Origin of the sequence: Demequina litoralis (genome assembly GCF_030418455.1) — a bacterium.
GTDB classification, from domain to species: Bacteria; Actinomycetota; Actinomycetes; order Actinomycetales; family Demequinaceae; genus Demequina; species Demequina litoralis.
Window position 1 is genome coordinate 39,851 of sequence record NZ_JAUHPW010000002.1, and the last position, 26,611, is coordinate 66,461.

The 26,611-nt window shown below is 73.8% G+C and carries 25 protein-coding genes; 12 read left to right on the forward strand and 13 right to left on the reverse strand.

The window, feature by feature from the left end; genetic code table 11:
• The first annotated feature begins 17 nt into the window (after positions 1 to 17).
• Positions 18 to 722 (forward strand): YoaK family protein, encoded by a 705-nt coding sequence (locus QQX09_RS02840; RefSeq protein WP_301131198.1) that lies wholly within the window; start codon positions 18 to 20, stop codon positions 720 to 722.
• Between the two features lie 213 nt (positions 723 to 935).
• Complete coding sequence (locus tag QQX09_RS02845; protein WP_301131199.1) at positions 936 to 1,382, forward strand: Hsp20/alpha crystallin family protein; 447 nt, start codon at positions 936 to 938, stop codon at positions 1,380 to 1,382.
• 63 nt (positions 1,383 to 1,445) lie between these two features.
• On the opposite strand, the gene QQX09_RS02850 is transcribed toward QQX09_RS02845, so the two are convergent.
• Entirely contained in the window at positions 1,446 to 2,039 is a 594-nt protein-coding gene (locus QQX09_RS02850) for a gamma carbonic anhydrase family protein (protein ID WP_301131200.1), read from the reverse strand.
• An 83-nt stretch (positions 2,040 to 2,122) separates the two neighbouring features.
• Positions 2,123 to 3,193 carry an SDR family NAD(P)-dependent oxidoreductase gene (locus QQX09_RS02855; RefSeq protein WP_301131201.1) on the reverse strand — a complete coding sequence of 357 codons (1,071 nt, stop codon included), beginning with the start codon at positions 3,191 to 3,193 and terminating at the stop codon, positions 2,123 to 2,125.
• 204 nt (positions 3,194 to 3,397) lie between these two features.
• Here QQX09_RS02855 and QQX09_RS02860 point away from each other — a divergent pair, with 204 nt between their 5' ends.
• A complete protein-coding gene (locus QQX09_RS02860) occupies positions 3,398 to 3,964 on the forward strand; it encodes a TetR/AcrR family transcriptional regulator (RefSeq protein ID WP_301131202.1) in 567 nt (188 codons plus the stop codon).
• On the opposite strand, the gene QQX09_RS02865 is transcribed toward QQX09_RS02860, so the two are convergent.
• From QQX09_RS02865 to QQX09_RS02880, 4 genes are all read right to left on the reverse strand, one after another.
• Complete coding sequence (locus tag QQX09_RS02865; RefSeq protein ID WP_301131203.1) at positions 3,961 to 5,001, reverse strand: LacI family DNA-binding transcriptional regulator; 1,041 nt, start codon at positions 4,999 to 5,001, stop codon at positions 3,961 to 3,963. The genes QQX09_RS02860 and QQX09_RS02865 overlap by 4 nt on opposite strands.
• Before the next feature lie 56 nt (positions 5,002 to 5,057).
• Positions 5,058 to 5,876: a carbohydrate ABC transporter permease gene (locus tag QQX09_RS02870; protein ID WP_301131554.1), complete on the reverse strand. Its 819-nt coding sequence runs from the start codon at positions 5,874 to 5,876 to the stop codon at positions 5,058 to 5,060.
• 56 nt (positions 5,877 to 5,932) lie between these two features.
• The gene (locus QQX09_RS02875) at positions 5,933 to 6,940 is read right to left on the reverse strand and encodes a carbohydrate ABC transporter permease (RefSeq protein ID WP_301131204.1); all 1,008 of its coding nucleotides are present in this window, start codon (positions 6,938 to 6,940) and stop codon (positions 5,933 to 5,935) included.
• Between the two features lie 82 nt (positions 6,941 to 7,022).
• Entirely contained in the window at positions 7,023 to 8,354 is a 1,332-nt protein-coding gene (locus tag QQX09_RS02880) for an ABC transporter substrate-binding protein (protein WP_301131205.1), read from the reverse strand.
• A 251-nt stretch (positions 8,355 to 8,605) separates the two neighbouring features.
• Here QQX09_RS02880 and QQX09_RS02885 point away from each other — a divergent pair, with 251 nt between their 5' ends.
• Positions 8,606 to 9,034 (forward strand): hypothetical protein, encoded by a 429-nt coding sequence (locus QQX09_RS02885; protein WP_301131206.1) that lies wholly within the window; start codon positions 8,606 to 8,608, stop codon positions 9,032 to 9,034.
• Between the two features lie 5 nt (positions 9,035 to 9,039).
• Here the strand turns inward: QQX09_RS02885 and mnmA are convergent, their stop codons facing one another.
• Positions 9,040 to 10,116, reverse strand: coding sequence for a tRNA 2-thiouridine(34) synthase MnmA (mnmA, locus tag QQX09_RS02890; RefSeq protein ID WP_301131207.1), 1,077 nt, complete (start codon positions 10,114 to 10,116; stop codon positions 9,040 to 9,042).
• A gap of 42 nt (positions 10,117 to 10,158) precedes the next feature.
• The gene (locus tag QQX09_RS02895; protein WP_301131208.1) at positions 10,159 to 10,941 is read right to left on the reverse strand and encodes an IclR family transcriptional regulator; all 783 of its coding nucleotides are present in this window, start codon (positions 10,939 to 10,941) and stop codon (positions 10,159 to 10,161) included.
• A gap of 78 nt (positions 10,942 to 11,019) precedes the next feature.
• Between QQX09_RS02895 and hutH the strand changes: the two genes are divergently transcribed.
• From hutH to hutI, 5 genes are read left to right on the forward strand one after another with little or no spacing between them, the layout of a single operon-like run.
• Entirely contained in the window at positions 11,020 to 12,582 is a 1,563-nt protein-coding gene (gene hutH / locus QQX09_RS02900) for a histidine ammonia-lyase (protein WP_301131209.1), read from the forward strand.
• A 25-nt stretch (positions 12,583 to 12,607) separates the two neighbouring features.
• Complete coding sequence (gene hutU / locus QQX09_RS02905; RefSeq protein ID WP_301131210.1) at positions 12,608 to 14,296, forward strand: urocanate hydratase; 1,689 nt, start codon at positions 12,608 to 12,610, stop codon at positions 14,294 to 14,296.
• The gene (locus QQX09_RS02910) at positions 14,296 to 15,579 is read left to right on the forward strand and encodes an allantoate amidohydrolase (protein ID WP_301131211.1); all 1,284 of its coding nucleotides are present in this window, start codon (positions 14,296 to 14,298) and stop codon (positions 15,577 to 15,579) included. Before hutU ends, QQX09_RS02910 begins: the two co-directional genes overlap by 1 nt.
• The gene (locus tag QQX09_RS02915) at positions 15,576 to 16,895 is read left to right on the forward strand and encodes a formimidoylglutamate deiminase (RefSeq protein WP_301131212.1); all 1,320 of its coding nucleotides are present in this window, start codon (positions 15,576 to 15,578) and stop codon (positions 16,893 to 16,895) included. Before QQX09_RS02910 ends, QQX09_RS02915 begins: the two co-directional genes overlap by 4 nt.
• Positions 16,885 to 18,069, forward strand: a complete 1,185-nt coding sequence (hutI, locus tag QQX09_RS02920) for an imidazolonepropionase (protein WP_301131213.1) — start codon at positions 16,885 to 16,887, stop codon at positions 18,067 to 18,069. Before QQX09_RS02915 ends, hutI begins: the two co-directional genes overlap by 11 nt.
• A 9-nt stretch (positions 18,070 to 18,078) precedes the next feature.
• Here hutI and QQX09_RS02925 read toward each other — a convergent pair whose 3' ends face one another.
• From QQX09_RS02925 to QQX09_RS02935, 3 genes are read right to left on the reverse strand one after another with little or no spacing between them, the layout of a single operon-like run.
• On the reverse strand, positions 18,079 to 18,789 hold the full coding sequence (locus tag QQX09_RS02925) for a tyrosine-protein phosphatase (protein WP_301131214.1): 711 nt from the start codon (positions 18,787 to 18,789) through the stop codon (positions 18,079 to 18,081).
• A 56-nt stretch (positions 18,790 to 18,845) separates the two neighbouring features.
• A complete protein-coding gene (locus tag QQX09_RS02930) occupies positions 18,846 to 20,006 on the reverse strand; it encodes a cysteine desulfurase family protein (RefSeq protein WP_301131215.1) in 1,161 nt (386 codons plus the stop codon).
• Between the two features lie 16 nt (positions 20,007 to 20,022).
• A complete protein-coding gene (locus tag QQX09_RS02935) occupies positions 20,023 to 22,956 on the reverse strand; it encodes an ExeM/NucH family extracellular endonuclease (protein WP_301131217.1) in 2,934 nt (977 codons plus the stop codon).
• Between the two features lie 171 nt (positions 22,957 to 23,127).
• On the opposite strand from QQX09_RS02935, the gene QQX09_RS02940 reads away from it, so the two are divergent.
• From QQX09_RS02940 to QQX09_RS02950, 3 genes are read left to right on the forward strand one after another with little or no spacing between them, the layout of a single operon-like run.
• Positions 23,128 to 23,478 carry a hypothetical protein gene (locus QQX09_RS02940; protein ID WP_301131218.1) on the forward strand — a complete coding sequence of 117 codons (351 nt, stop codon included), beginning with the start codon at positions 23,128 to 23,130 and terminating at the stop codon, positions 23,476 to 23,478.
• A gap of 56 nt (positions 23,479 to 23,534) precedes the next feature.
• The gene (locus tag QQX09_RS02945; RefSeq protein WP_301131219.1) at positions 23,535 to 24,362 is read left to right on the forward strand and encodes an oxidoreductase; all 828 of its coding nucleotides are present in this window, start codon (positions 23,535 to 23,537) and stop codon (positions 24,360 to 24,362) included.
• A gap of 3 nt (positions 24,363 to 24,365) precedes the next feature.
• Complete coding sequence (locus QQX09_RS02950) at positions 24,366 to 24,770, forward strand: hypothetical protein (RefSeq protein WP_301131221.1); 405 nt, start codon at positions 24,366 to 24,368, stop codon at positions 24,768 to 24,770.
• Positions 24,771 to 24,796: 26 nt separating this feature from the next.
• Here the strand turns inward: QQX09_RS02950 and QQX09_RS02955 are convergent, their stop codons facing one another.
• Positions 24,797 to 25,750 (reverse strand): electron transfer flavoprotein subunit alpha/FixB family protein, encoded by a 954-nt coding sequence (locus QQX09_RS02955; RefSeq protein ID WP_301131222.1) that lies wholly within the window; start codon positions 25,748 to 25,750, stop codon positions 24,797 to 24,799.
• Positions 25,747 to 26,535, reverse strand: coding sequence for an electron transfer flavoprotein subunit beta/FixA family protein (locus QQX09_RS02960; protein ID WP_301131223.1), 789 nt, complete (start codon positions 26,533 to 26,535; stop codon positions 25,747 to 25,749). Before QQX09_RS02960 ends, QQX09_RS02955 begins: the two co-directional genes overlap by 4 nt.
• Between the last annotated feature and the right edge of the window lie 76 nt (positions 26,536 to 26,611).

Genomic DNA, 26,611 nt, shown 5'->3' on the forward strand with positions numbered 1-26,611 from the left:
CGCCTTCCGGAGGTCCCGTGCTCGACCGCATGCGCCGCAACCCTTCCAGCGCCCACCTGGGCCTCATGCTCGCGCTCACGTTCTCCACGGGGATCATCGACGCGGTCGGCTACCTGGGCCTCGACAGGGTCTTCACGGGCAACATGACCGGCAACGTGGTCATCCTCGGCATGGGCCTCGCGGGCGACACCGGCCTGCCGATCGTCGGCCCGCTGTTCGCGCTCGCCGGCTTCATGGGCGGCGCCGCGGCGGGCGGTCGCGCGCTGCGCGGCGCGGCCGACGCGTGGACCGCGCGGCACACCGTGCTGTTCGCGATCGTGGGCGTCGTCATCGCGCTCGCCGCGGTGCCGGCCTCCGTGGTCGAGCAGCCCGGCGAGGCGCTCCAGTACGCGATCACGTTCGCGCTGGGCGCCGCGATGGGCTGCCAGGCCGCGGCCGCGCGCCACGTCGCGGTCAAGGACGTCACCACGGTGGTGGTGACCTCGACCATCACGGGGCTCGCGTCGGACTCGGTGCTGGGCAAGGGCGGCGGGCAGCCGTGGAAGCGCCGCGCGGGCGCGATCGTGCTCATCGGCGCCGGCGCGCTCACCGGGGCGCTGCTGCTCGAGCTCCACATCGGGGCGGGGATGGCGCTGTCCGCGGTCATCACGATCGTGGTCGCGTGGCTGGGACACGTCTCCCACCCCAGCCGGCTTGCACGCCTGCCCTACGACCAGGTCTGACGCCCGGCGCGCGGCGCCACCGGCCCGCTGGTCGGATCAACGGCCCGATGCTCCGTCACGGAGGTAGGGACGGAACACCGCTCTGCCAGGCACGACATCGAGACTTGAGCGCATGCCGCTCAAGTCTTATCCTGAAGGCGGAGCGCCACGCGGCGCTCGCCCGCGAGGGCGCCATCCCACGCGGGCCGACAGCCCCCTGAAGGAGGTCAGATCATGGCACGAGAGGTTCTCCGTCGCTCCGTTCCGGCCAGCGCCGCCAGCCCGTGGCCGGACGAGTTCCAGCGCCTCGTCCAGCAGTTCTTCGGCGACACCGACACGTCGCTCGCCGGCGCCTTCTCCCCCGCCCTCGACGTCGAGGAGACCGAGGACGGCTACACGATGCACGTCGAGCTCCCGGGCGTGAAGCCCGAGGACGTGGACGTGTCCCTCGAGGAGAACGTGCTCACCGTCTCCGGTGAGCGGCGCTTCTACGAGGAGAAGAACGCGGAGGGCTTCCGCCGCGTGGAGCGCCGCTTCGGCCGCTTCCACCGCGCGGTGCGCCTGCCCGACCGCGTCGACCCGGACCACGTCAAGGCGACCTACAAGGACGGCCTGCTGACCGTCACGGTCCCGAAGTCCGAGGCCGCCAAGCCGCGCCGGATCGAGGTCGGCACCGACTGACCCGGCACGCGCACGCGAGGGCCCGGGGCGCACCCCGGGCCCTCGTCGCGTCCGGGCGCGGCGTCAGCCGACGATCTCGTCGTCGGCGTGCGCCCCGTAGAACTCGCTCTGCTTGCGCAGCAGCTCGCGCATGCTCGTCTCGCGCTCGACGCCGTAGACGGTGCCGGTGAAGTCGAGCTGCTGCTGGATCGCCCACACCTCCTCGTGGCGGTCGGGCGGCAGCATCGTCGCGGGGTTGCCCGCCGCGATCCAGCCGATGGGCACCATCGCACCCGCGGGCAGGTGCGTGTTGACCTGGACGACGCCGCGGATGCGCACCTCGCAGCCGTGCTCGAGCACCGCGCCCGGGAAGAGCGCCGCGCCGGTCGCGACGAAGCACTCGTCGCCCACGACCGCGCCGTTGACGTGCACGTGCGGGCCCAGCACCACGGCGTCGCCGATGCGCACGTCGTGGCCCTTGCGCGCCTTCACCAGGGCGTTCTCCATGACGACGGTGTCCTCGCCGACGACGATGCGGCCGTCCTCGGCGGTCAGCACCGCTCCGTGGAGGATGCGCGCGCCGGGGCCCAGCACCACGTCGCCGCACACCACGGCGGTGGGGGCGACGGTCGCGGTCGGATCGATGGACGGGGACTTCCCACGATGCGTGACGATCATGCGGCCCATCGTAGGGACGTGCCGGGACGATGCACGAGCGCCCCGGGGGAGGTGCTCCCCCGGGGCCCGTGCGGCGCGGGGCCTCAGACGGCGGACCAGCCGCCGTCCGACGGCAGGACCACGCCGTTGATGTTGACGCCGTCGTCGCTCAGCAGGAAGCAGATCGACGCCGCGAGCTGGTCCGGCGTCACCGGGGTCGGCAGGATCGCCATGGCGGTCTCGAGCCGCTCCTGCGCAAGCTCCGAGTCGTAGCGCAGGGTCTCGCCGATGTTCGTGGCGACGCCGCCGGGAGCGACGGCGTTCACCCGGATCCCGTGCGGGCCGTACATGAACCCGCTGCTCTTCGTGAGCCCGGCGACCGCGTGCTTCGACGCGGTGTACGCCACACCCGCGGCGGAGCCGCGCAGGCTCGCCTCGGAGGCGACGTTGACGATCGACCCCTGTCCCGCGGCCAGCATGAGCGGGATCACGGCGCGGCTGAGCTTCATCACGCCGGTGACGTTCACCGCGAAGACCCGCTCCCACACCTCGTCGGTCACCTCGCCGAGCGGCGTCATGTTGTCCATGATCCCGGCGACGTTGGCGAGCGCGTCGATGCGTCCTCCGGCGGCCTCGAGCACGGCGGCGATGTCCTCGTCCTTGGTGACGTCGGCGGTCACCACGGTGATGTCGAGGCCGTCGTGCTCCGCGGCGAACTCCTTGAGCCGCGGCTCGGAGATGTCGAGCGCGACGACGCGGCCGCCCTCGCGCGCGACCCGCGACGCGGTCGCCCGGCCGATGCCCGAGCCCGCGCCGGTCACCACCACGGTCTTGCCGGTGAAGCGGCCGTCCGTGACCTTCTCGACCCACTCGGGCGCCTCGACGGGCGCGTGCCGCACGGACTCAGCAGGCGCATCGTCCACCGGCACCGGCACGGCGTCGCCGTCCACCATCCGGCGCGCGGTCTCGGCCATCATCTGGTCGAGCATGTCCTGCGTGAAGCGGCCGCCGCTGAGCTTGATGAGCTTGTTGAAGGTGAAGCGCTTCGCGGGCGCGAGGGAGCGCTCGCTGGCGCCTTGGGAGGTGAGCCACTCCCGGACCACCGGTCCGGCGACGGGGTGGGAGAGCCAGTCGGCGACCTTGTTGTCTCCGGTGGGTGCTGCGATGGGGGACATGCGATTCCTTTCCTCGATGCTGAACGCACGGGTGGGATCCGTCGCCGGGGCGTCGGACGGGTCGGGGACGAGGAGCGCGTGGGAGGACGTCGACGGCGCGGCCCGCATCGAGCGGTGTCGCAGCGCTGCAACCTCCGGCCATGCCCTCCTTCGCGTGGGATCCGGACATCTTTGTCCGGTGACTTCACCCTATACATTCGTCGCATGGCGACAAAGTCGAACCGCGGGCCGGGAGCGGCCGCCGAGAACCGGGCCGCACTGGTGGCCGCGGCGCGCGACGTCTTCGCCGAGCAGGGCGTCGACGGCCCCATCTCCGCCGTGGCCCGGCGCGCCGGCGTCGGCCAGGCCAGCCTCTACCGCCACTTCCCGTCGCGCGAGGATCTCGCGTTCGCGGTCTTCGAGGAGAACCTGGTGGCGGTCGAGAGCCTCGCCGCGGACCCCGGCACCACGCTCCGCGACCTCACCGACCTCATCACGTTCCAGATCGAGGGCAGCGCCGCCGTGATCTCGTACTTCGCGCGCGAGGACGACCCGCTGGTGCGCGGCCTCGAGGGCCGCATCGCCGCGGCCCTCGCCCCCAAGGTGGACGCCGCGCACGAGGCCGGCACCCTCGCGGGCACCACGACCGTCGCCGACGTCCTGCTCGCCGTCGGCATGCTCGCCGCGCTCGTCGCGCGCGTGCCCGCCGACCAGCGCCATGCCCGCGTCGAGGAGGCGTGGGCCCTGCTCATGCGGGGGCTCGGCCCCGCGCCCGCCGCGGCCGCCCGCTAGGCGGACTCGCGCACCACCAGCTCGGTGGGCAGGATCAGCTCCCGCGGGACGTCGGCCTGGCCGGCGAGCACCTTGATGAGGATGTCGGCCATGCGCCAGCCCATCTCGCGCGACGGCTGGCGCACCGTGGTGAGCGGCACGCCCGCGGTGAGCGCCGCGGCGCTGTCGTCGAAGCCGACGACGGCGACGTCGTCCGGGATCCGGATGCCGCGGTCGAGGAGCACCGGGATCGCGCCGGCGGCCATGAGGTCGGAGGCCACGAACACGCCGTCGACGCGGTCGCGCCCCTCGAGCATCTCGCGCATCGCGGCGGTGCCGCCGAACATCGTGAAGTCGCCGTCGACCACGGGCCCGGCCTCGACCCCGGCCTCGTCCAGCGCCTGGCGCCACCCGGTGACACGGTCGATCGAGCCCTGCATGGTGAGGGGGCCCGCGATGAGGCCGATGCGGCGGCAGCCCCGCTCGATGAGCCGGCGGGTGGCCGTCGCGGCGCCCGCGACGTTGTCGACGTCCACCACGTAGGTGTCGAGGCCCGAGACCGACGGCCGGCCGCCGAACACCACGGGCAGCGCCTCGGTGATCCTGCGGAGGAAGCGGTCGCTCGTGTGGTGCGACACGACGATGGCGCCGTCCACGGCGCCGCCGCCGAGGTAGCGCATCGTCTTCCCGCTCGGCTCGTGGTTGGCGATCATGAGGTTGAGGACGTAGTCCGAGTCCTCGAGCCGCGAGTCGATGCCGGAGACGATGTCCGCGAAGAAGAGGTCGCCGAAGAAGCGGTTGACGTCCTCCGGCGCGACCAGCGCGATCGCCTGCGACTGCTGGCTCACCAGCGAGCGGGCGGCGCGGTTGGGCACGTAGCCGAGCTCCTGCACGGCGCGCCGCACCGCCGCGGCGATCGGCGGCGAGACCGACGGCGAGCCGTTCACCACGCGCGACACGGTCGCGCGCGAGACGCCCGCCCGGGCCGCGACGAGCTCGAGCGTGGGCGCCGGGTGCCGCCCGGGGGCGGTCACCGGGGGATCCTCATCGGCGGGCATGAGGCCATCCTTGCCGAGATGGCCCCATACCCGCCGACGACGCGCGGCATGGCCGCCTAGCCCTTCACCGCCCCCGCCATGATGCCGGAGACGAGCTGACGCCCGGCGAACATGAACAGGAGGAGCAGCGGCACCGTTGCCAGCAGCACGCCCGCGAGGACCAGGGAGTAGTCGACGAAGTAGTTCGCCTGGAGGATCGACAGGGACACCGGCAGCGTCGGGTTCGTCGAGTCGAGCACGATGTACGGCCACATGAAGTTGTTCCACGACGTCACGAAGGTGAAGAGGAACAGCATCGCGGCTGCCGGCCTGGCCGCGGGCAGGCCCACGTGCCAGAACGTGCGGATCATGGAGCAGCCGTCGACGCGGGCCGCCTCGATGAGCTCGGTGGGCAGCGACTGCGAGATGTACTGCGTCATCCAGAACACGCCGAAGGCCGTGACGAGGCCCGGGATGATGACCGCGCCGATCGAGCCGGTCCAGCCGAACTTCTGCATGAGGATGTACAGCGGCACCACGCCGAGCTGCACCGGCACCGCCATCGTCGCGACCACGCCGACGAGCAGGGCGTTCGAGCCCTTGAAGCGGAGCTTCGCGAACGCGTAGCCGGCGAGGGTCGACAGCACCACGGTCGACACCGCCATCGTCGTGGAGACGATGATCGAGTTGCTCAGCGCCTTCCAGAAGTTGACGGCGGGGTTGTCGATCACGGTCGCCGCGTTCGCGAGGAAGTTGCCGCCGGGCCACCACGACATGTTGGGGTCGTTGATGGTGAAGCGGTCGCCCGACGCGATGAGGAACGACCAGTAGAACGGGAAGACCGACGCGACGAGGAAGACCGCGAGCGAGGCGTAGACGAACCAGCCGGGCCGCATCGTCGACACGGCGCTCGCGCCGGCCTTCTTGCGCTTGAGGGGGTTGGCGATGGCGGTCACTTGGTCACCTTCTTCGGCTTCTTCGGCTGGACGGCGGTGTCGCCCGCGATGAACCGCCTGGTGATGGCGAAGTTCAGGAGGCCGAACGCGACGATGATGAGGAACAGGATCCAGGCGACGGCGGCCGCGCGGCCGAAGTTGAACTCGCCCCAACCCATGTTGTAGAGGTACAGCGTGATGGTCTCCCACTGATGGTTGGAGCCGCCCCGCCCGTTGGTGTCGTACATGCGCGGCTCGTCGAAGATCTGCAAACCGCCGATGGTCGACGTGATGATGACGAAGATCATCGTGGGGCGGATCTGCGGGAGCGTGACGGAGAAGAAGCGGCGCAGCGTGTTGGCGCCGTCGATGGCCGCGGCCTCGTACAGGTCGCGCGGGATCGCCTGCATCGCAGCGAGCAGGATGAGCGCGTTGTAGCCGGTCCAGCGGAAGTTCACCATGGTCGCGATGGCGACGTGGCTCGGGATGACGTCGACGTGCCAGCGGATGCTGTCGAGGCCGATGTCGTTGAGCAGCGAGTTGATGAGGCCGTACTTGTCGCCGAACATGTTGGAGAAGATCAGCGCGACCGCGACGGGTGCGACCACGTAGGGCAGCAGCACGCCCATGCGCCAGAACGTCTTCGCGCGGATGTTCTTGTCGAGCATCGCGGCGATGAACGTGGCGACGATGATCTGCGGCACCGAGGACAGCACGAAGATCGAGAAGGTGTTGCGCAGCGACAGCCAGAACTCGCGGTCCTGCAGGACGAAGGCGAAGTTGTCGAAGCCGGTGAACGTGCCGGTGTTGCGCACGAGGTCCCAGTCCTGGAACGAGATGACCGCGGTGTAGACGATCGGGAAGAGCCCGACGAGCGCGAAGACGATCCAGAACGGCGAGATGTAGAGGTAGGGCGAGAGCTTGACGTCCAGGCGGCCCAGGCGCTGCCGCCACGTGAGGGGCGCGCGCCCGCGAGGGGGCTCGGAGGGCGTCGGGACCTCGGTCTGAGGCTTGGTGGTGGTCATGAGGCGGTTCCCCTGGTCGTGACGGTCCGTGCGACGGGTGCGGGCCGCCTCCCGAGGGAGACGGCCCGCTCCGTGCGTCCTGCTAGCCGATCGACTCGACGTCGGCCTGGAACTGCGACCAGGACTCCTCGGCGGACATCGTGCCCTCGTCCACGCGGCGCAGCGCGTTGACCATGGCGTCGTTCACCTCGAAGTAGTGGGCGCCCTTGTACGGGGAGACCGCCACGGCGGCGGCGCGCTCCGAGAAGATCTCACCGGCCGGCGCGTCGTTGTAGTACTCGCGGGTGTAGGACACCACCGCGTCGGACGCGGCCGCCTCGGGCGAGCTCGGGAAGGCCCCGACGTTCTCGAAGGCCTTGGCCTGCTGCTCGGGAGCGGTCAGCCAGGCTGCGAACTCGGTCGCGGCCTCGACGTTGGCGCCGCCGGCCGGGACGGTGAGGTACGCGCCGCCCCAGTTGCCGCCGCCGTTGGGGAACGCGTTGGCGATGTCCCAGTTGCCGTCGGGGGCGTTGCCCTCGATGATGCCGAGGAACCAGGCCGGGCAGAGCGTGACGGCGTAGTCGCCGTTGGCCATGCCGGCCGCCCAGTCGTCGCCCCACTGCTGGAGGCCCGAGGACAGGCCCGCCTCGGACGCGGCGGTGAGGGTGTCGTAGACGTCCTTCACCTCGGCGTTGTCGAGCGCGATGACCTCGTCGGTCTCGGGGTCCTCGTAGGGCGCCTCGAGCTGGCCGATCATGCCCTGGAGGATCGCGGCGTTCTCCTCGTAGAAGGCCTTGCCGGTGGCGTCGGTGTACTGCTGGCCCACCTCGAAGAAGGTGTCCCAGTCGCCGTCGAACAGCGCGGCGACCTCCTCGGGGTCGGTCGCGAGCCCTGCCTCCGCGAAGGCGTCGACGTTGTAGCAGATCGCCTCGGGGCCGATGTCGGTGCCGTAGCCGATGAGGCGGCCGTCGGCGTCGGTGGCCGCGTCGGCCTTCCAGTCGAGCCAGTTGCCGTCGAGCTCGGCGTTGGTGAGGTCCGCGAGGAGGTCCGAGTAGGTCATGGCCTCGGGCAGCCAGTCGACCTCGATGGCCTCCACGTCCGCGAGGCCGCCGGGGCCGAGCTTGGTGAAGAAGTTCTCGCGGGCGGTGTTCGAGGTGTCCGCGACGTTGTAGACGATCGTGACGTTGGGGTGCAGCTCCTCGTACTCGGCGATGAGGTCGTACGCGTAGTCCGCGCCGCCCTCGGAGTCGGCCGCGTAGCCGAACTGGTTGAAGGTCGCGAGGGTCAGGGTGACCGGCTCGTCCATGGAGCCGCCCGCGGCGGCCGAGTCCGACGACTCCGGCTCGCTGGACGACCCGCACCCGGCGAGCGCGATCGCGAGGGTTGCCGCTCCGGCGGCGAACCCGAAGGTGGTCTTGCGGCGTGAGAGGCTCACGTTCACTCCTTTGTGTCCGTACTGCTGGCGGTGATCGTGAGAGCGCTCTCCGTGTGAGAGCGCTCTCTCGCATCGCCTTCAAAGTAGGACCATCGGCCGCACGTGTCAAACCGTTTCGATAGCGGGTTGGCATTCGTGGCCGAAACGTTACGAACGGCCGCGGGCGCCCGTGCGGCGGGACGATGCGGCGGTGGCCGGATCGTGACCGGGCGCCCCTGGCGCGGCGGCCGCGCACGGGCGATGATGACCTCATGAAACATGCCCTAGCAGGGGTGATCCTGCTCGCGCTCGCCGGCTGCGCCACGCACGGCACGGGCGACCTCGACGCCTCCGACAGCCCCGTCGCACGCTACGACTGGGACCCCGCGGACGGCGGCGACGCGGCGCTGATGGAGGGCGTGCTGGAGCTGCGCGACGGCTGTCTGTACATCGCCGGCGACGGGGACGCCGCGGGCCTCACGACCGTGCCGGTCCTGCCGCGAGCTCTCGCCTCGTGGGACGCGGAGGCCCAGGTGCTCACGTACGCGGGCCGCGACTACGCGATGGGCGACGCGGTGTCGGCGGGCGGCGGCTGGGGCCCGCCCACCGAGGACATGACGATCCCGGAGGGCTGCCGGCCGGACGCCTGGGGCGAGGTCATGCACGTCCAGGACGTGGACCTCGAGCCCCACGCCGGCTGACGCGCTCAGCGCGTGAGCGTCGCCTGCCCCAGCACCCGCGACCCGCGGTAGACCACGAGCGACTGGCCCGCGGCGACCCCGCGCATCGGCTCGTCGAGCGCGACCGTGAGCCGCGCATCGTCCCGCACCGCGGTGCCGGGGACCGGGGTGCCGTGCGCGCGCACCTGCACCTCGACCGCCGTGGGCTCGCGGGCGGGCACGTCCTCGGCGAGCCACACGACGTCCTCCCCGACGAGGGTGCGCACGCTCAGCAGCGTCTCGGGGCCCACGGTCACGACGTTGCGCGCGGTGTCGATGCCGGTGACGTAGCGGGGCGCGCCGTCGGTCGCGGGGCGCGGCAGGCGCAGGCCCTTGCGCTGTCCCACGGTGAAGGCGTAGGCGCCCGCGTGCGCCCCCACCACGTCGCCGTTCTCGTCGACGATGTCGCCGGGACGCTCCCCCAGCGCGCGTGCGAGGAAGCCCTGGGTGTCGCCGTCGGCGACGAAGCAGATGTCGTACGAGTCGGGCTTGTTCGAGACCCCTAGCCCGCGGGCCACGGCCTCGGCGCGCACCTCGGCCTTCGACGCGACGGCGCCCAGCGGGAACATCGCGCGGGCGAGCCGCTCGGATCCCATCACGGCGAGCACGTAGCTCTGGTCCTTGGCGGCGTCGGCGGCGCGGTGGAGCTCGCGGCGGCCGTCGGGAAGCACGTCGATGCGCGCGTAGTGGCCGGTGCAGACCGCGTCGAAGCCGAGCGCGATGCCGCGCTCGAGGAGCGTGTCGAACTTGATGTGCTCGTTGCACCGCACGCACGGGTTGGGGGTGCGTCCAGCCTCGTACTCCGCGAGGAAGTCCGTCACGACGGTGTCGTGGAACTCGTCGCTCAGGTCCCACACGTAGTACGGGATGCCCAGCCGGTCGGCGGCCCGGCGGGCGTCGTTCGCGTCCTCGATGGAGCAGCAGCCGCGCGAGCCGGTGCGGTGCTCGGCACGGCTGCGCGACAGCGCCATGTGCACGCCGACGACGTCGTGACCCGCGTCCTTCGCGCGCGCGGCCGCGACGGCGGAGTCGACCCCGCCGGACAGGGCGGCGAGCACGCGCATGGGACCTCCCGGATTCGGACCCGTCAAGTGTACGGGGGGCGCTCAGCGGCGGCCGATGCGGCGCTCGAGCTCGGCGGCCTCGCGCGCCACCGCGGCGACCAGCACCGCGCGCCCGCCCTCGTCGACCCGGTCGGCGGCGAAGGTGACCGCGATCGCCGCAACGGGCCAGCCGGTGTGGTCGCGCACCGCGACCGCGACCGACGCGAGGCCCGCGGTGACGTCGCCGTCCTCCCACGCGTGGCCGCGGTCGCGCGTCCGGCGCACCATCGCCTTGAGCTCGCGGTAGGACCGCGACGACCCCTCGGGTGCGGCGGCGAACGCGTCGCGCCCGGGGAAGGTGGCACGGATCTGGGCGTCGGGCAGCGCCGCGAGGATCGCGCGGCCGGTCGCGGTCGCGAGCGCGGGCAGCCGCACCCCGACGTCGGTGACGAGCGGCGGGCGCCGCGGCGCGCGCTCCTCGACGATGTAGACGACGTCGCGCCCCTCGAGCACCGCGAGGTGCGCGGACTCCCCCACCCGGTCGACCAGGCCGGCGAGCACCGGGGCCCCCAGCCGGGACAGCGGCTGCTGGCGCGCATAGCCGGAACCGAGCTCGTGCGCGGCGACCCCGAGCCCGTAGCGCGACTCCTCCGGCATGTGCACCACGTAGCCGTGGTCGATCATCGCGGCGAGCTGCCGGTACAGGGACGCACGCGGGATCCCCAGCGCGGCCGCGAGCGCGCCCGCCGAGACCGGCCCGCGCTGGCGCCCGAGATGGGTGAGGATCGCGAGCGCCTGGTCCACGGCGGGGGCCGCGGCCCGGCGCGGGGCGGATGTTTCCGACACGTCACCAGTCTCACATATGAGACACGAGTGGCCCGGATCGGCATGCGGGGGCGCCGCGCGGGTTGTGGGATGGGTGCCATGACCCTCCTCGACACGCATGCCCCCGCCGTCACGCTCGGCAGCGGCGCCCCGACCCCCGCCGAGGTCGCGGCCATCGCCCGCGACGATGCCCGCATCGTGCTCGACCCCGCCGCGCTCGACGCGATGGCTGCCACGCGCGCCGTCATCGAGTCCCTCGCGCAGGACCCCCAGCCCCACTACGGCGTGTCCACCGGCTTCGGCGCGCTCGCCACCACCTTCATCGACCGCGAGCGCCGCGCGCAGCTTCAACTCAGCCTGGTCCGCTCGCACGCCGCCGGGTCCGGCCCCGAGGTCGAGCGCGAGGTGATCCGCGCCCTCGCGACGCTGCGCCTGTCGACGCTGCTCACGGGCCGCACCGGCGCCCGCCCGCTGGTCGCCGAGACCTACGCCGCGATGCTCAACGCCGGCATCACCCCCGTGGTGCACGAGTACGGCTCGCTCGGCTGCAGCGGTGATCTTGCGCCGCTGAGCCACGTCGCGCTCGCCGTGATCGGCGAAGGCCCCGTCCGCGACCGGGAGGGCACGCTCATGGATGCCGCCGAGGCCCTCGCCGCCGCCTGCATCGCGCCCGTCGCGCTCGAGGAGAAGGAGGGCCTGGCCCTCATCAACGGCACCGACGGCATGCTCGGCCAGCTCGTCCTCGCGCTCGCCGACCTCGACCGTCTCGTCACCACGGCGGACGTCACGGCGGCGATGAGCGTCGAGTCGCTGCTCGGCTCGGACTCCCCGTTCGCGGAGGACCTCCAGCAGCTCCGCCCGCACCCGGGCCTCGACGCCTCGGCGCGCAACATGCGCCGCGTGCTCGCGGGCTCCCCCATCGTCGCGAGCCACCGCGGCCCCGAGTGCACCCGCGTCCAGGACGCCTACTCGCTGCGCTGCGCGCCCCAGGTGGGCGGCGCCGTCCGCGACACCATGGCGCACGCGCGCCTCGTGGCCTCGCGCGAGCTCGCCGCCGCGGTCGACAACCCCGTCGTCACCCCCGACGGCCGCGTCGAGTCCAACGGCTCGTTCCACGGCGCGCCGGTCGCGTACGTGCTCGACTTCCTCGCGATCGCCGTCGCGGACCTCGCGTCCATGTCGGAGCGCCGCATCGACCGCCTGCTCGACCCCGCCCGCAACCACGGGCTGCCGCCGTTCCTCGCGCACGAGGTGGGCGTCGACTCGGGCCTCATGATCGCCCAGTACACCGCCGCGGGCATCGTGTCCGAGCTCAAGCGCCTCGCGGCGCCCGCCTCGGCGGACTCGATCCCCTCGTCCGCGATGCAGGAGGACCACGTGTCCATGGGCTGGCACGCCGCCCGCAAGCTCCGCACCGCGATCGACGGGCTCGCCCGCGTCCTCGGCATCGAGCTGCTCGCCGCCTCGCGGGGGCAGGCGCTGCGCGCCCCGCTCGAGCCGTCCGCGGCCACCGGCGCCGCCGCGGCCCTCATCGCCGACGCCGCCCGCCCCGGCGCCGACCGCTTCCTCGCCCCCGAGATCGACGCGGCCGCCCGGGCCGTCCGCTCGGGCGACGTCCTCCGCGCGGTCGAGGACCGCATCGGCCCCCTCGACCACGCCTGATCCGGCACCGCACCAGGGAGACAGCATGACCACCACCGACACCACCCGCACCGTCCGCGCCGCGCGCGGCAGCGAGATCACCGCGAAGTCCTGGCAGACCGAGGCGCCGATGCGCATGCTCATGAACAACCTCGACCCCGAGGTGGCCGAGCGCCCCGAGGACCTCGTGGTCTACGGCGGCACCGGCCGCGCCGCCCGCAGCTGGGAGGCGTACGACGCGATCGTCGCGACGCTCACGGAGCTCGAGGCCGACGAGACCCTGCTGGTCCAGTCGGGCAAGCCCGTCGGCGTGTTCCGCACCCACGAGTGGGCGCCGCGCGTCCTGATCGCGAACTCCAACCTCGTCGGCGACTGGGCGACCTGGCCCGAGTTCCGCCGCCTCGAGGCGCAGGGCCTCACCATGTACGGCCAGATGACCGCCGGCTCGTGGATCTACATCGGCACCCAGGGCATCCTGCAGGGCACCTACGAGACCTTCGCCGCCGCCGCGCGCCAGCGCGCCGAGCGCGAGGGCCGCGACCCGCGCACCGCCTCGCTGCGGGGCACCCTCACCCTGACCGGCGGCGCCGGCGGCATGGGCGGCGCGCAGCCGCTGGCCGTCACGCTCAACGAGGGTGCGTGCCTCATCGTCGACGTCGACGCGAGCCGCCTGGAGCGCCGCGTCGCGCACGGCTACCTCGACGTGGTCGCCTCCGACCTGGACGATGCGGTGGCCAGGGCGGTGGCGGCGAAGGAGGAGGGCCGCGCGCTGTCCGTCGGCGTCGTCGGCAACGCCGCCGACGTCTTCCCCGAGCTGCTGCGCCGTGGGGTGGCGATCGACCTCGTGACCGACCAGACCTCGGCCCACGACCCGCTGTCCTACCTGCCGATCGGCTACACGGTCGAGGAGTGGCACGCGCGCGCCGAGGCCGACCCGGAGGGCTTCACGCGCGACGCCCGCGCCGCGATGGCGGCGCACGTCGAGGCCATGGTGGGCTTCATGGACGCCGGCGCCGACGTCTTCGACTACGGCAACTCGATCCGCGCGGAGGCGGAGCTGGGCGGCTACGGCCGCGCCTTCGCCTTCCCCGGCTTCGTGCCCGCGTACATCCGCCCGCAGTTCGAGGAGGGCCGCGGCCCGTTCCGCTGGGCGGCGCTCTCGGGCGACCCCGAGGACATCGCGAAGACCGACCGCGCGCTCATGGAGCTGTTCCCCGAGCACGAGTCGCTCCACCGCTGGCTCACCGCGGCGGGCGAGAAGGTCCACTTCGAGGGCCTGCCCGCGCGCATCTGCTGGCTCGGGTACAAGGAGCGCCACCTCGCCGGCCTCAAGTTCAACGAGATGGTCGCGAGCGGCGAGCTGTCCGCGCCGATCGTGATCGGCCGCGACCACCTCGACTCCGGCTCGGTGGCCTCGCCCTACCGCGAGACCGAGGCGATGAAGGACGGCTCCGACGCGATCGCCGACTGGCCGCTGCTCAACGCGCTGCTCAACACCGCCTCGGGCGCGACCTGGGTGTCGCTGCACCACGGCGGCGGCGTCGGCATCGGCCGCTCGATCCACGCGGGCCAGGTGATCGTCGCCGACGGCACCGACCTCGCCGCGGAGAAGATCGCGCGCGTCCTCGTCAACGACCCGGGCACGGGCGTGATGCGCCACGTCGACGCGGGCTACGAGCACGCGAAGGACGTCGCGCGCGAGCGCGGCCTCCACGTCCCGATGATGGACGCCTGATGGCCGAGGTCGCCGCCCCGGGCCTCGCCGCCCCCGCCGCCCCCGCCGCCCCCGCCGTGCTCGACGCGGTCGCCGCGCTCGCCGAGCTCGCCGGGATCGGGGCGGACCCGGTCCGCGGCGGCTGGTCGCGTCACCTGCTCGACGACGCCGACCGCGACATGCGCGCGTGGTTCGTCCGCACCGCGACCTCGCTGGGCCTCGAGGTAGAGGCCGACCGCAACGCGAACCTCTGGGCCACGTGGCGCGCCGAGGGCGCCACGGGCCCCGCGGTCGCGACCGGCTCCCACCTCGACTCGGTCCCCGGCGGCGGCCCGCTCGACGGCCCGCTCGGCGTGGTCTCGGGCCTCGCGGCCGTGTCGCGGCTCATGGCCGAGGGCCACTCCCCGGCGCACCCGATCAGGGTCGCGAGCTTCGCCGAGGAGGAGGGCGCCCGCTTCGGCGTCCCGTGCCTGGGCTCGCAGCTGCTCGCGGGCGAGATCGACACGGACCGCGTGCGCGGCCTCACCGACGCGACCGGCACCACGTGCGCCCAGGTCCTCGAGGACGGCGGCTACGACCCGGCCCTCATCGGCCACGACCCCGACCGCCTCGCGGACACGGCGCTCTATCTCGAGCTCCATGTCGAGCAGGGCTGCCAGCTCGCGCCGCTGGGCCACCCCGTCGGGCTGGCGACCAGCATCCTCGCGCACGGCCGCTGGCGCGTCACCATCACCGGCCGCGGCGACCACGCGGGCGCCACCGAGCTGGTGTCGCGCCACGACCCGATGCTGGTGGCGGCCGCGGCGGTCCGGTCGGCGCGTGCACGCGCCGTCGAGACCGATCCCGCCGCGCGCGCCCGCGCCACGGTGGGCAAGCTGCAGGTGGTCCCCGGCGGGTCCAACGCGATCGCGTCCGAGGTGCGCCTGTGGCTCGACGCGCGTGCGGAGCACGACGAGGAGGTGAGGGACCTGGTGGCCCGCGTCGTCGCGGACGTCGAGGGGGCGAGCGCGGCCGAGGGCTGCCAGGTCTCCGTCTCCGAGGAGTCGTTCAGCACGCGCGTCGAGTTCGACGGCGGCCTCACCGACCGCATCGGGGCGGCGCTCGCGCCCGCGTTCGGCGACGTGCCGCGCATCCCGACGGGCGCGGGGCACGACGCCGGCATCCTCGCCGCGCACCTGCCCACCGCGATGCTGTTCGTGCGCAACCCCGACGGCGTCTCGCACTCGCCGCTCGAGGGCGCCTCCGACGACGACATCCGTGCCGGCGTCGACGCGCTCACGGACGCGCTGCGGGCCCTCACGTGAGGATCGCCTGCTCCCGGCTCGTCCTGCCGGACGAGGTCCGCCCCGACGTCCTGGTCGAGCTGGACGATGCGGGCGTCGTGACCGCGGTCGGGCCCGCCGGGGACGGAGCGACGGTGGACCTCGCCGTGGACGTCGCGGCGCCCGCCTTCGCCAACACGCACAGCCACGCCTTCCACCGGCTGCTGCGCGGCCGCACCAACGGCGGCGGCGGCGACTTCTGGCGCTGGCGCGACGTGATGTACGGCGTCGCGGGCACGCTCGACCCCGACGGGCTGCGCGCAGCCGCCACCGCCGTGTACGCCGAGATGGTCGCGGCCGGCTACTCCGCGGTGGGCGAGTTCCACTACCTCCACCACCGCCCCGACGGCACGCCGTACGCCGGCCACGACATGGAGCTCGCGCTCGCCGACGCGGCCACCGCGGCGGGGATCCGGCTCACGCTGCTCGACACGGTGTACCTGCGTGGCGGCTTCGGCCGCGAGCTCGAGGGCGCGCAGCGCCGCTTCTCCGACGGCAGCCTCGAGCGGTGGCACGAGCGCTGGCACGCGCTGGACGATGCGCTGCGCGCCTCGCACCCCGAGGTCACCCTGGGCGCCGCGATCCACTCGGTGCGCGCCGTGGTGCCCGACCACCTCGCGTACATGGTCGCGGGCCTGCCGCACGAGGTGCCGCTGCACCTGCACCTGTCCGAGCAGACGCGCGAGAACGAGGAGTGCCTCGCCGAGACCGGCCTCACCCCGACCGCGCTGCTCGACCGCGCGGGCGTGCTCGACGCCCGCACCACCGTGGTCCACGCGACCCACCTCACGGACGCCGACGTCGCGACGCTCGGCGCCGCCCGCGTGTCGGTGTCCATGTGCCCGACCACGGAGGCGGACCTGGGCGACGGCCTCGGTCACGCCGAGGCGCTGCGCGACGCGGGCGCACGCCTCACGGTCGGCTCCGACCAGAACGTGGTGATCGACCCCTTCGACGAGCTGCGCCGGCTCGAGGGCGGGGCACGCCTCGCGTCGCACCGCCGCGGCGTGCTCTCCCCCGCGGACCTGTGGAGCGCGGGCACCGTCGACGGCCACGCCGCGATCGCGCCCGTCGGCACGCGGCCGCAGGCGCCCGCGGTCGGCAGCCCGCTCGACCTCGTCGTCCTCGACCCGGGCTCCGCCCGCACCGTCGGCTCCGACGCGCACGAGCTGGTCCTCACGGCCGCCGCCGAGGACGTCCTCGGCACCGTGGTGCGCGGCGTCCACCGCGCATCGTCCGACCTGCGCCGCCTCGCCGCGGACGCGTACCCGCGAAGGGAGCACCTCCATGGCCAGTGAGGTGATCGTCAACATCGGCGTCCTCGCCACCATGGACGACGGCGAGGGCCTCATGGGCCTGCGCCGCGACGCCGCCGTGGTGGTCGAGGACGGCCGCGTCGCCTGGGTCGGGTCGAGCCCTCAGGCGCCGGCCGCCGATGCGTCGTTCGACGCCGGCGGCGCCGCGATGATCCCCGGCTTCGTCGACTCCCACACGCACGCGGTGTTCGGCGGCGACCGCTCCGCCGAGTTCGACGCGCGCATGTCCGGCGCCCCGTACACGGCGGGAGGCATCCGCTCGACGGTGGCGGCGACGCGCGAGGCCTCGACCGAGGGGCTCGCGACGCGCACCCGGCACCTGCTCGAGGAGGCGCTGCGCCAGGGCACCACCACCGCCGAGATCAAGAGCGGCTACGGCCTCGACGTGGACACGGAGCGACGCCTCCTCGAGGTCGCGTCCCGCTTCACCGACGAGACGACCTTCCTGGGCGCCCACGTGGTCGCCCCGGAGATGCGCGACCGCCGCGGCGACTACGTCGACCTCGTCGCGGGCGACATGCTCGCCGCGGCCGCGCCGCTCGCGCGCTGGATCGACGTGTTCTGCGAGGAGGGCGCCTTCGACGTCGAGGAGACGCGGCGCATCCTGACCGCGGGCCGCGAGGCAGGGCTCGGGCTGCGCCTGCACGCCAACCAGCTGACGATGTCCGGCGCCGCCGCGCTCGGGGTCGAGATGGGCGCCGCCAGCATCGACCACTGCACGTTCCTGTCCGACGAGGACGTCGACGCGCTCGCCGCCTCCGACACGGTCGCGACGTTCGTGCCGGGCGCCGAGTTCTCGACGCGCCAGCCGTACCCGCGCATCGACCGCCTGCGCGACGCGGGCGCGACGTGGGCGCTCGCGTCGGACTGCAACCCGGGCTCGTCCTTCACCACGTCGATGCCGTTCTGCATCGCGCTCGCGGTGCGCGACATGGGCATGACCCCGTCCGAGGCGATCCGGGCGGCGACGCACGGCGGCGCACGGGCGCTGCGGCGCTCCGACGTGGGCCGCATCGCGGTCGGCGCGCGGGCGGACCTGGCGCTCCTCGACGCGCCCGATCCCGTCCACCTCGCCTACCGCCCCGGCGTGCCGCTCGTGTCGCACGTGTGGCGCAGCGGCGTGCGGACGCGGACCTGGGAGCCGCGCGCGGCCTGAGCCGCGGGCTCAGGCCAGGAGCCGCTGCCGCAGCGCGTCGACGTCCGACGCGAGGCCGCCCTGCGCGAGGAACCACTCCTCCGCGCCACCCGCGGCGGCCCACGCGTCGAGGACCCCCTCGATCGCGGCGGCGGGCGCGGTGAGCATCTCCGCGGGGATGCGCGAGAGGTCGACGCCATGCGGTTCGCCGCCCCCGCCGGACCACCCCGCCGCGATCCGCGCGACCACTCCCCGCATGTTGCCGGCCGTCGCGACGTAGTCCTCGACGATGCGCTCGCGCTCGACCCCGACGAGGCTCAGCACCAGCGCCACCGACACCCCGGTGCGGTCCTTGCCCGCCGAGCAGTGGACGAGCACGGGCCCCGGGGCCGTCGCCACCGCCGTCGCCACCCCGACGACCGCACGGGCGGCGCCGCCGGAGATCATCGCCCGGTACAGCCCCAGCAGCGTCGAGCCCGGATGCGCGGCACCGAGCCCCGCCTCCGTCAGCAGCGGGATCGAGCGGATAGCGGCGGCGTCCGCGAGGGGGTGGCGAGCGTGCGCCTCGTCGGCGTCGCGCAGGTCGACCACGGTCGCCGGGGGCCAGGGCGCGAGCCCGACCGGCGCATCGTCCCCCGCGAACGGCGCATCGGAGCGGAACGCGACCCCGAAGCGCAGCCCGGGGGCCGCCGCCGCGACATCACGGGCGTTGGCGAGGGCGGACAGGGTCTCGGCGGTCATGGCGGCTCCGGGTACGAGGGCGGGTCGGGTCTCCCCCACGTCTACCATGCCGCGCCTCAGCGTCCGGCCGCCGCCCGGGCCCGCGCGACCGCGTCGGGCAGCGCCGCGAGGACCGCCGCGACGTCCTCGTCGGTCGAGGTCCGGCCCAGGCTGAGGCGGAGCGTACAGGCGGCATCGTCCGCGGACCAGCCCATCGCCATCGCGACGTGGCTCGACTGCACCACGCCCGCGGTGCACGCGGAGCCCGAGCTCGCGGCGATGCCAGCGGCGTCGAGCAGGAAGAGCACGGACTCGGCCCGCGCGCCGGGCACCACGAGGTGGACGATGCCGGGGAGACGATGCGCAGGATCCGCCGGCCCCGAGACGGTCGCCTCGGGCACGTGCGCCCGCACGCCGTCGAGCAGCCGGGCGCGGAGACGCTCGAGGCGTGCCCGCTCGGCGGACCGCTCCGCGACCGCATCGTCCAGCGCGGCGGCGAAGGCGGCGGCGCCGGGCGCATCGAGGGTGCCTGAGCGGACCGACCGCTGCTGCCCGCCGCCGTGCAGGACCGGCACGAGGGGCAGCCCGCGGCGCGCGAGCAGCGCGCCCACCCCCACCGGCCCGCCCACCTTGTGGGCCGAGACCGTCAGCGCATCGAGGCCCGACCGGTGGAGGTGGACGTCGAGGTACGGGACCGCCTGCACCGCGTCCGCGTGGACGGGCACGCCCTGCGCCCGGGCCGCCTCGACCACGTCCGCGAGCGGCTGGACCGTGCCCGCCTCGTTGTTCGCCCACATGACCGATACCAGGGACGTCGCGGGTCCGACCGCGACCGCGAGCGCCGCCAGGTCGAGCGTGCCGGCGGCGTCGACCGGCACCTCGACGAGCTCCGCCTCGCCGCGGTCCGCGAGCCAGCGGGCGGGGTCGAGGACGGCGTGGTGCTCGACCGCGGAGACGGCGAGCGTGCGCCGCGACGGGTCCTCCGCGCATCGTCCCCGGTGGATCCCCATGACCGCGAGGTTGTCGGCCTCGGTGCCGCCCGAGGTGAGGATCACCTCCGCGGCGTCGGCGCCCAGCGCCGCGGCGATGCGCTCGCGCGCGTCCTCGACGATCGCCCGGGCGCGCCGGCCCGCGGCGTGCAGCGAGGACGGGTTGCCCACCTCCTCCGACGCGGCGAGCCACGCCTCCCGCGCGCTGGCGCGCAGGGGCGTGGTCGCCGCGTGGTCGAGGTAGGTCACGCCGCCAGTGTAGGAATCAGCCGACCACCACCGACGCGCGCTCGCCGTCGACCTGGAGGGCCGACGGCACGGACCCGCCGATGATCCGCAGCGTGATCTCCTCGCCCGGCTCGAGCGTGGCGGCCGCGCCGCGACCCGTGACGGTCACCGTGGTGCCGTCCTGGGTCCAGTCGCCGCGCGCGACGTTGACCACGGACTCGCCCGCGGGGACCTCCCACGTGAGGGTCCAGCCGGCCAGCGGCGCGTCGCCCTGGTTGCGCAGCGTGATCGGGACCTCGGCGCCGTGGGGCTCGCCCACGGTCACCACGGCGTCCGGCAGCTCGAGGTCGAGGCCCAGGAGCACCGGGTCGTGGTCCGACGTGCGGAACCAGTCCGGCGCGTAGAGCGACCCGACGAGGTTCGCCGGCTTGTAGCGGGTGGTGTAGTCGAGGATCGCCGGCTCGTCCGCGTTGATGTGGACGTGGGCCGAGTCGGTCACCTGCGTCGCGAGCGACGGCGAGGCGAACGTGTAGTCGAGCGAGCCCCACTGGCCCGAGAACACGTACGAGTAGTCGCCGCCGCCGAGCTCGACGTAGCCGGCCTCGCGGAGCACGTCGATGGGGTCCTCCATCGCGTACGAGTTGAGGTCGCCGATGACGAGCGCGTCCGCGTCGTGGACGCCCGTCGGGTCGGAGCCCAGCCAGTCCACGAGGGCCTCGACCGCGCTCGTGCGGCTCGCGTTCCAGCAGCCGGCGCCGTCGCCCTGGTCGGCGTCGGCCCCGTCGGCCGGGCAGCTGCCCTTCGACTTGAGGTGGTTGGTCACCACAGTGAACGCCGCATCGTCCTCCGTCACGAAGGACTGCGCGAGCGAGGGCCGGTTGCGGCTGTCGTCGAAGCGCGGGTCGACGCTCGAGTCGAGGACGGCGAAGCCGCCGAGCTCGGTCACGACGGCCGCGTCGTAGAGGATGCCCACGCGGATCGTGTCCGTGCCGATGGTGCCCGTGTCGACGTACGTCCACGAGTCGGTGCCGAGGTACGCGTTGAGCTCCGCGGACAGCGTCGCGAGGGGCTCGACCCCGGTGGTGTTCTCCATCTCCATGATGCCGATGACGTCCGCGTCGAGGCCTGCGAGCGCGGCCACGAGCTTGTCGGTCTGACGCTCGAGCTCGGTCGCGTTCCACGCGCCGCGGCAGTCCTGCTCGAAGCCGACGGGACCGCACTGGTGCGGGTAGGCGTCGAGCGTGAGGAAGTAGTTGAGGACGTTGAAGCTCGCGACCTGGACGTCTCCGCCCACGGCGGGGGCCTCGGTGGGGCGGGCGTTGTCGGCGTCGAAGACCGGGAGGTCCGCGCGGTCCGAGACGGGACGCACGCGCCACGCGTTCGAGGTCGAGTAGTAGCCGTCGTAGCCGAACGTCATCACGCCCGTGAGGCCGGTGACGGTGTCGCCGCCGCGCAGGGTGTTGTCCGCGGTGAGCGGGTCGCCGCCGCGGCCCATGAGGGTGGCGGGGTTCTGCGCGTTGGTGGCGTCGTCGACGATGACCGTGCGCAGGTCGTTGGCCGCCTGCAGCGCGATCGCGTCGGCGCCGGGCTCGACCACCGCGGTCGGCTGGTCGAGGCGGCCGCCCGAGGACACGGTGACCTCGCCGAACCGGCCGAGCTCGTACAGCTCGGTCACGGTGAGGGTCTGGTCGAAGGACACGAGCATGCCCTCGTAGCGCTCGGCCTCGTCCGCGTCGGCGAAGGGCAGGGACACCGCGGCGGGCGTGACGGTCAGGCCCGTGTCGAGGACGCTGAGCGCCGAGGGGTAGCCCAGCTGGGTCTGCCCGAAGTACTCGGCGACGCGGCCGGTGACGGAGACGAGGTCGCCCACCTCCACCGTGTCGGCGCTGCCGTGGTAGACGAAGATCGCCTCGGACGTGGCCGGGTCGGCGTCGGCGTCGGCATCCTCCTCCTGGACGTAGAAGCCGCGCAGCGTCGGGCTGGGACCCTCGTAGTCGCCGACGACGACGCCCTCGATGGTGACCGTCTGCCCCACCATCGCGGCGGTGTCGCCCGTGCCCTGGACGTCGTGGATGAGCGTCGGGCCGTCCGCGACCGTGAAGGCGACCGTCGCATCGTCCGCCATGGCGTCCGGCGGGTCGACATCGTCGAGGTCGGTGACGGCCGCGCCGCTCACGGTGAGGACGCAGGCCGCGCCGTCGGGCAGGTCGCCCTCGGGCGTGACGGTCCACGTGGTGGGGCCGCCTGCGACGGTCGCGGCCACCGGCGCATCGTCGCACGCGAGGGCGAAGGCGCCCCCGGCGGCGACCGGCTCGGTGAAGGCGACCTCGATCGAGGCGGCCGCGCTCACGCCGGCGTCGCCGTCGGCCGGCGTGGACGAGGCGAGGGCCGGCGGCGCGTCGACGACGGGCCCGCCGTCGCAGCTCGCGGCGTGCGCGCCGAGCCCGTCGACCGTGTTGGAGGCGAAGGGCTCCCACTGCGACGCGTCGTACGCGGCCGCGCCGGCGCACACGGTGGCCGCGCGCCGCAGCGTGACGTTGGCACCCCAGCTCGGCCGCTCGCCCACGACGCCGAGGACGTCGACGACGGTGCCCGCGTGGACCAGCTGGAGCGCGTCGTCGCCGTTCCACAGGACCGAGCCGGAGGTCTGGTCCGCGAGCGCCACGACGTCGTTGGTCGTGCTCGTGTTGCCGCTCGCGAGCACGTAGACGTCGCCGGCCGCGAGCGTGCCGGTCAGCGGGATCTCCGCCGACCGCTCGGTGACGCCGTTCTGGAACGTCAGCACCGCGTAGTCGGCGAGGTCGACGGCCGCGCCGGTGCCGTTGTAGATCTCGACCGCCTTGTTGTACCCGGAGCCCTCCACGTACTCGGAGAAGAACAGGTCGGGTGCGGCGGCCCCGGCTGGGGACGCCACGATGGCCGTCGCGGCGAGCGCGGCGGCCATCGTCGGGGCGATCAGGCGGCGATGCATGGAGGACTCCTTCGTGTGGGGACGGACCTCTCCAAACTAGGCAAACGCCCTGGTCAGAGGATTGCCGGCGCGTGAACTTCCCGTGAAACCTGGATGACCCGGACACGCTCGCGGCTCTTCCCAGCGGGGCGCCGCGCCGCTAGCGTGTGCGCATCGGCGAAGGGGCTCGTGATGGACGACAGCTACAACGACCGCATGGCGGAGCAGGCGCGCCTCCACCACGAGCAGGTCGCCCGGATGCACCACGAGCAGGCGCGGGACGATGCGGCGCTCGCCGCGGGCGTCGCCCGCCCCTTCGCGCTGCGGCGCGGGGACGCCGGCGCGCTCGACGGCCTGCCGATCGGGGCCGCGCCGCGCGCCCTGGGCATCGTCATGGTCGTCGTATGGGCGGTCTTCGGGCTCGCCTTCATCGGGGTGTTCCTCTTCATCGCGTCCGGGATCCTGGGCACGTGGGACGCCGCGCCCGCCGGCGGCGAGACGGTGTGGATCGAGACCGACGACGGGACCCTCGTCGCGCCGTAGCCGGGACCCGCGCGCGCTAGCGTGGCCGGAGACCCACGGCTAGCGAAGGAGCCCCCATGGCGACCTGGTTCATCACCGGCTGCTCGACCGGCATCGGCCGCGCGACGGCCGAGAAGGCGGCGGAGGCCGGGCACCGCGTTGTGGCGACCGCGCGCCGCCCCGAGACGCTCGACGACCTCGCCGCGCGCTTCCCCGACACCGTCCTCGCGCTCCCGCTCGAGGTGCGGGACGATGCGGCGATCGAGGCGGCCTGCGAGGCCGCCGTGGCCCGCTTCGGCCACGTCGACGTGCTGGTCAACAACGCCGGCATCGGCTACTTCTCGACGATCGAGGAGTCCGACCCCGCCGACGCGCAGGAGGTGATGGACGCGAACTTCTGGGGCGCGGCCAAGGTCACCACCGCGCTGCTGCCCCACATGCGCGAGCGCCGGTCCGGTCACGTCTTCACGGTGTCGTCCATCGCCGGCGTGCGCGGCTCGGCCGGGCTGGGCTACTACTGCGCGTCGAAGTTCGCGGTGTCGGGTTTCATGGAGGCGCTCGCCGCGGAGGTCCGTCACCTCGGGATCCGGGTGACGCTGCTCGAGCCGGGCCCCATCCGCACGCTGTGGATCCCCAGCGGCGCCAAGAACGAGGAGATCCTGCCGGACTACGCGCCGGTGATGGAGCCGTTCTGGGACCGCATCCACGCGCTCCCGGGCAACCAGCCGGGCTCCCCGGCCGCCGCCGCGGAGGCGATGCTGCGGCTCGCCGACGAGCCCGAGCCGCCACTGCACCTCATCTGCGGCCGCCACGCCGTCACGCAGACCCGCGCCAAGCTCGAGCGGCTCGGCGCCGAGGTCGACCGGTGGGAGGATCTCTCCCTCAGCATCGACAGGGAGGACTGAACCATGGCGGGCATCCCCGGGGGCGAGTCGCTCCACAAGCTCGTGTTCGCCGTGCTCGAGCACGGCATGCGGTCCGTCGGCACGTCCGAGGGCCTCGCGCCCGCGCTGGTCGAGGAGACCGGCACGGGCGACCGCACCATCAGGAGGTTCTCGGGCGGGGAGCTCGACGCGCTCGTCACCGCCGCACGCAAGGCCGCCGGCACCAGCACCGCCGAGCGCGTCGCGATCTGCTGGGACGGGCTGCTGACGGGCCGCGACGGCGACGAGCGCGCGATCATGGTGATCGCGCAGGAGCGGGGCCAGCAGCGCTCCCTCGTCTTCGCGCAGCGGTACACGCTCGACGGGGCCAAGGTGGCTCCCGAGGGACGGCCCGGCCTCGTCGCGGAGCGCGCCTCGGTGCTCGGCTGACGCGGCGCGGGCGTGCCGCGGGGCCGTCAGGCCCCGCGGACCTCCTTGATCCGCGCGATCGCCTGCGGGATCACGTCGCCGAGGTCGCCCACGACGCCGAAGTCGGCGATCTCGAAGATCGGCGCGTCAGGATCGATGTTGACCGCGACGATGGTGCCGGAGGCCTGCATGCCGCCGCGGTGGTGCACCGCGCCCGAGATGCCGCACGCGACGTACAGCGCGGGCGTCACGGTGGTGCCGGTCTGGCCCACCATGTGCTCGTGCGAGATCCAGCCCTCGTCGGTGGCGTCGCGCGACGCCCCGACGGCGCCGCCGAGCAGCTCCGCGAGCTCGCGCACGAGCGTGTAGTCGCCGTTGGTGCCGCGGCCGCCGGACACCACGACGGGCGCCTCGGCGAGCGGCACGCCCTCGGGCGCAGGCACGGGCTCGAGCGACACGACGGTCTCGCGCGTCTCGGGCAGGCTGTCGGCCACCTCGACCACGGTGGCGGCGCCCGGAGCCTCCGCAGGCGTCGCCTGCGTGGTGTTCGGCCGGACGGCGACGATCGCCTTGTCCGTCGCGATCCGCGTGCGCACGTTCCACGTGGCGGCGAACACGGTCTGGAGCGTCTCGACGTGGCCGTCGACCAGCTCCGCGCCGGCCGCATCGACCACGACGCCCGCGCCGGTCGCGAGCGCGAGGCGCGTCGCGATCTCCTTGTTGACGAACGTCGAGATCATGAGCACCACGTCGACGTCACCGGTGGCGTCCGCGAGCGCGGCGGCGGCCTTGGCGGGCAGGCGGGCGTCGTCGCCGACGGCGACCACCCGCACCTCCTCGGCGCCGTAGACGCCGAGGCGCGCGGCCTCGGCCGGCTCGGGGGCGTCACCGACCCACACCGCGACGGGCGTGCCGAGCGTGCGCGCGAGCGTGAGCGCCTCGAACGTGGGCTGCGTGATCGCACCCCCGCGGGCCTCGACCAGGACGGCGACCGTGCTCATGCGAGCCCCTTCCCCAGGAGGTAGTCGGCGAGGGCGACGCCGCCCTCCCCCGTGTCCGTGACCACCGTGCGGTCCTCCTTCGGAGGGCGCGGCGAGGCGTCGACGACGACGGTGCGTGCGGCGCCCGCGCCCACGGTCGCCGGATCGATCGCGAGATCCGCCAGCGTCCACGTGGTGACGGGCTTGGAGCGGGCCGCCATGATGAGCTTGAAGTTGGGGTAGCGCGGCTTGTTGGCCTCGTCCGTGACGGACACGACGGCCGGCAGCGACGCGGACACGGTCTCGTGGGCGTCGGGCAGGTGACGCACGACCGTCGCGGTCGAACCCTCGACCGTGAGGCCCGACGCGAGCGTGAGCTGCGACCAGTCCAGCTCCGCCGCGAGCGCGGTCGGCAGCATCGACGTGAGGCCGTCGAGCGCGGCCATGCCGGTGATGACGAGGTCGAGCGGGCTCTCCTCGTGGATCTTCTCGACGGCCGCGGCGATCACCTTCGCGGTGCCGAAGACGTCCGAGCCGGCGACGGCCGCGTCGGAGACGTGGACGGCGTGGTCGACGCCCAGCTGGAGGGCCTTGCGGACCGCCGCCACCGCATCGTCCCCGCCCACGGTGAGGGCGTAGACCTCGCCCTCGCCGGCGGCCTCCTTGAGCTGGAGGGCCGCCTCGACCGCGTTCTCGTCGAGCTCGTTCATCGTGCCATCGTCCCCGGTACGCGTCACGGCCCCCTCGGTGAAGGAGCGCTGCGACTGCAGGTCGGGGACGAACTTCACCGTCACCAGGATGCGCATGGGCCTCAGCCTAGCGAAGCGCGTTCGGGCAAGCCCCGGGAGGTATCCGGCGCCCGCGCGCGGCCCTCATACCCGC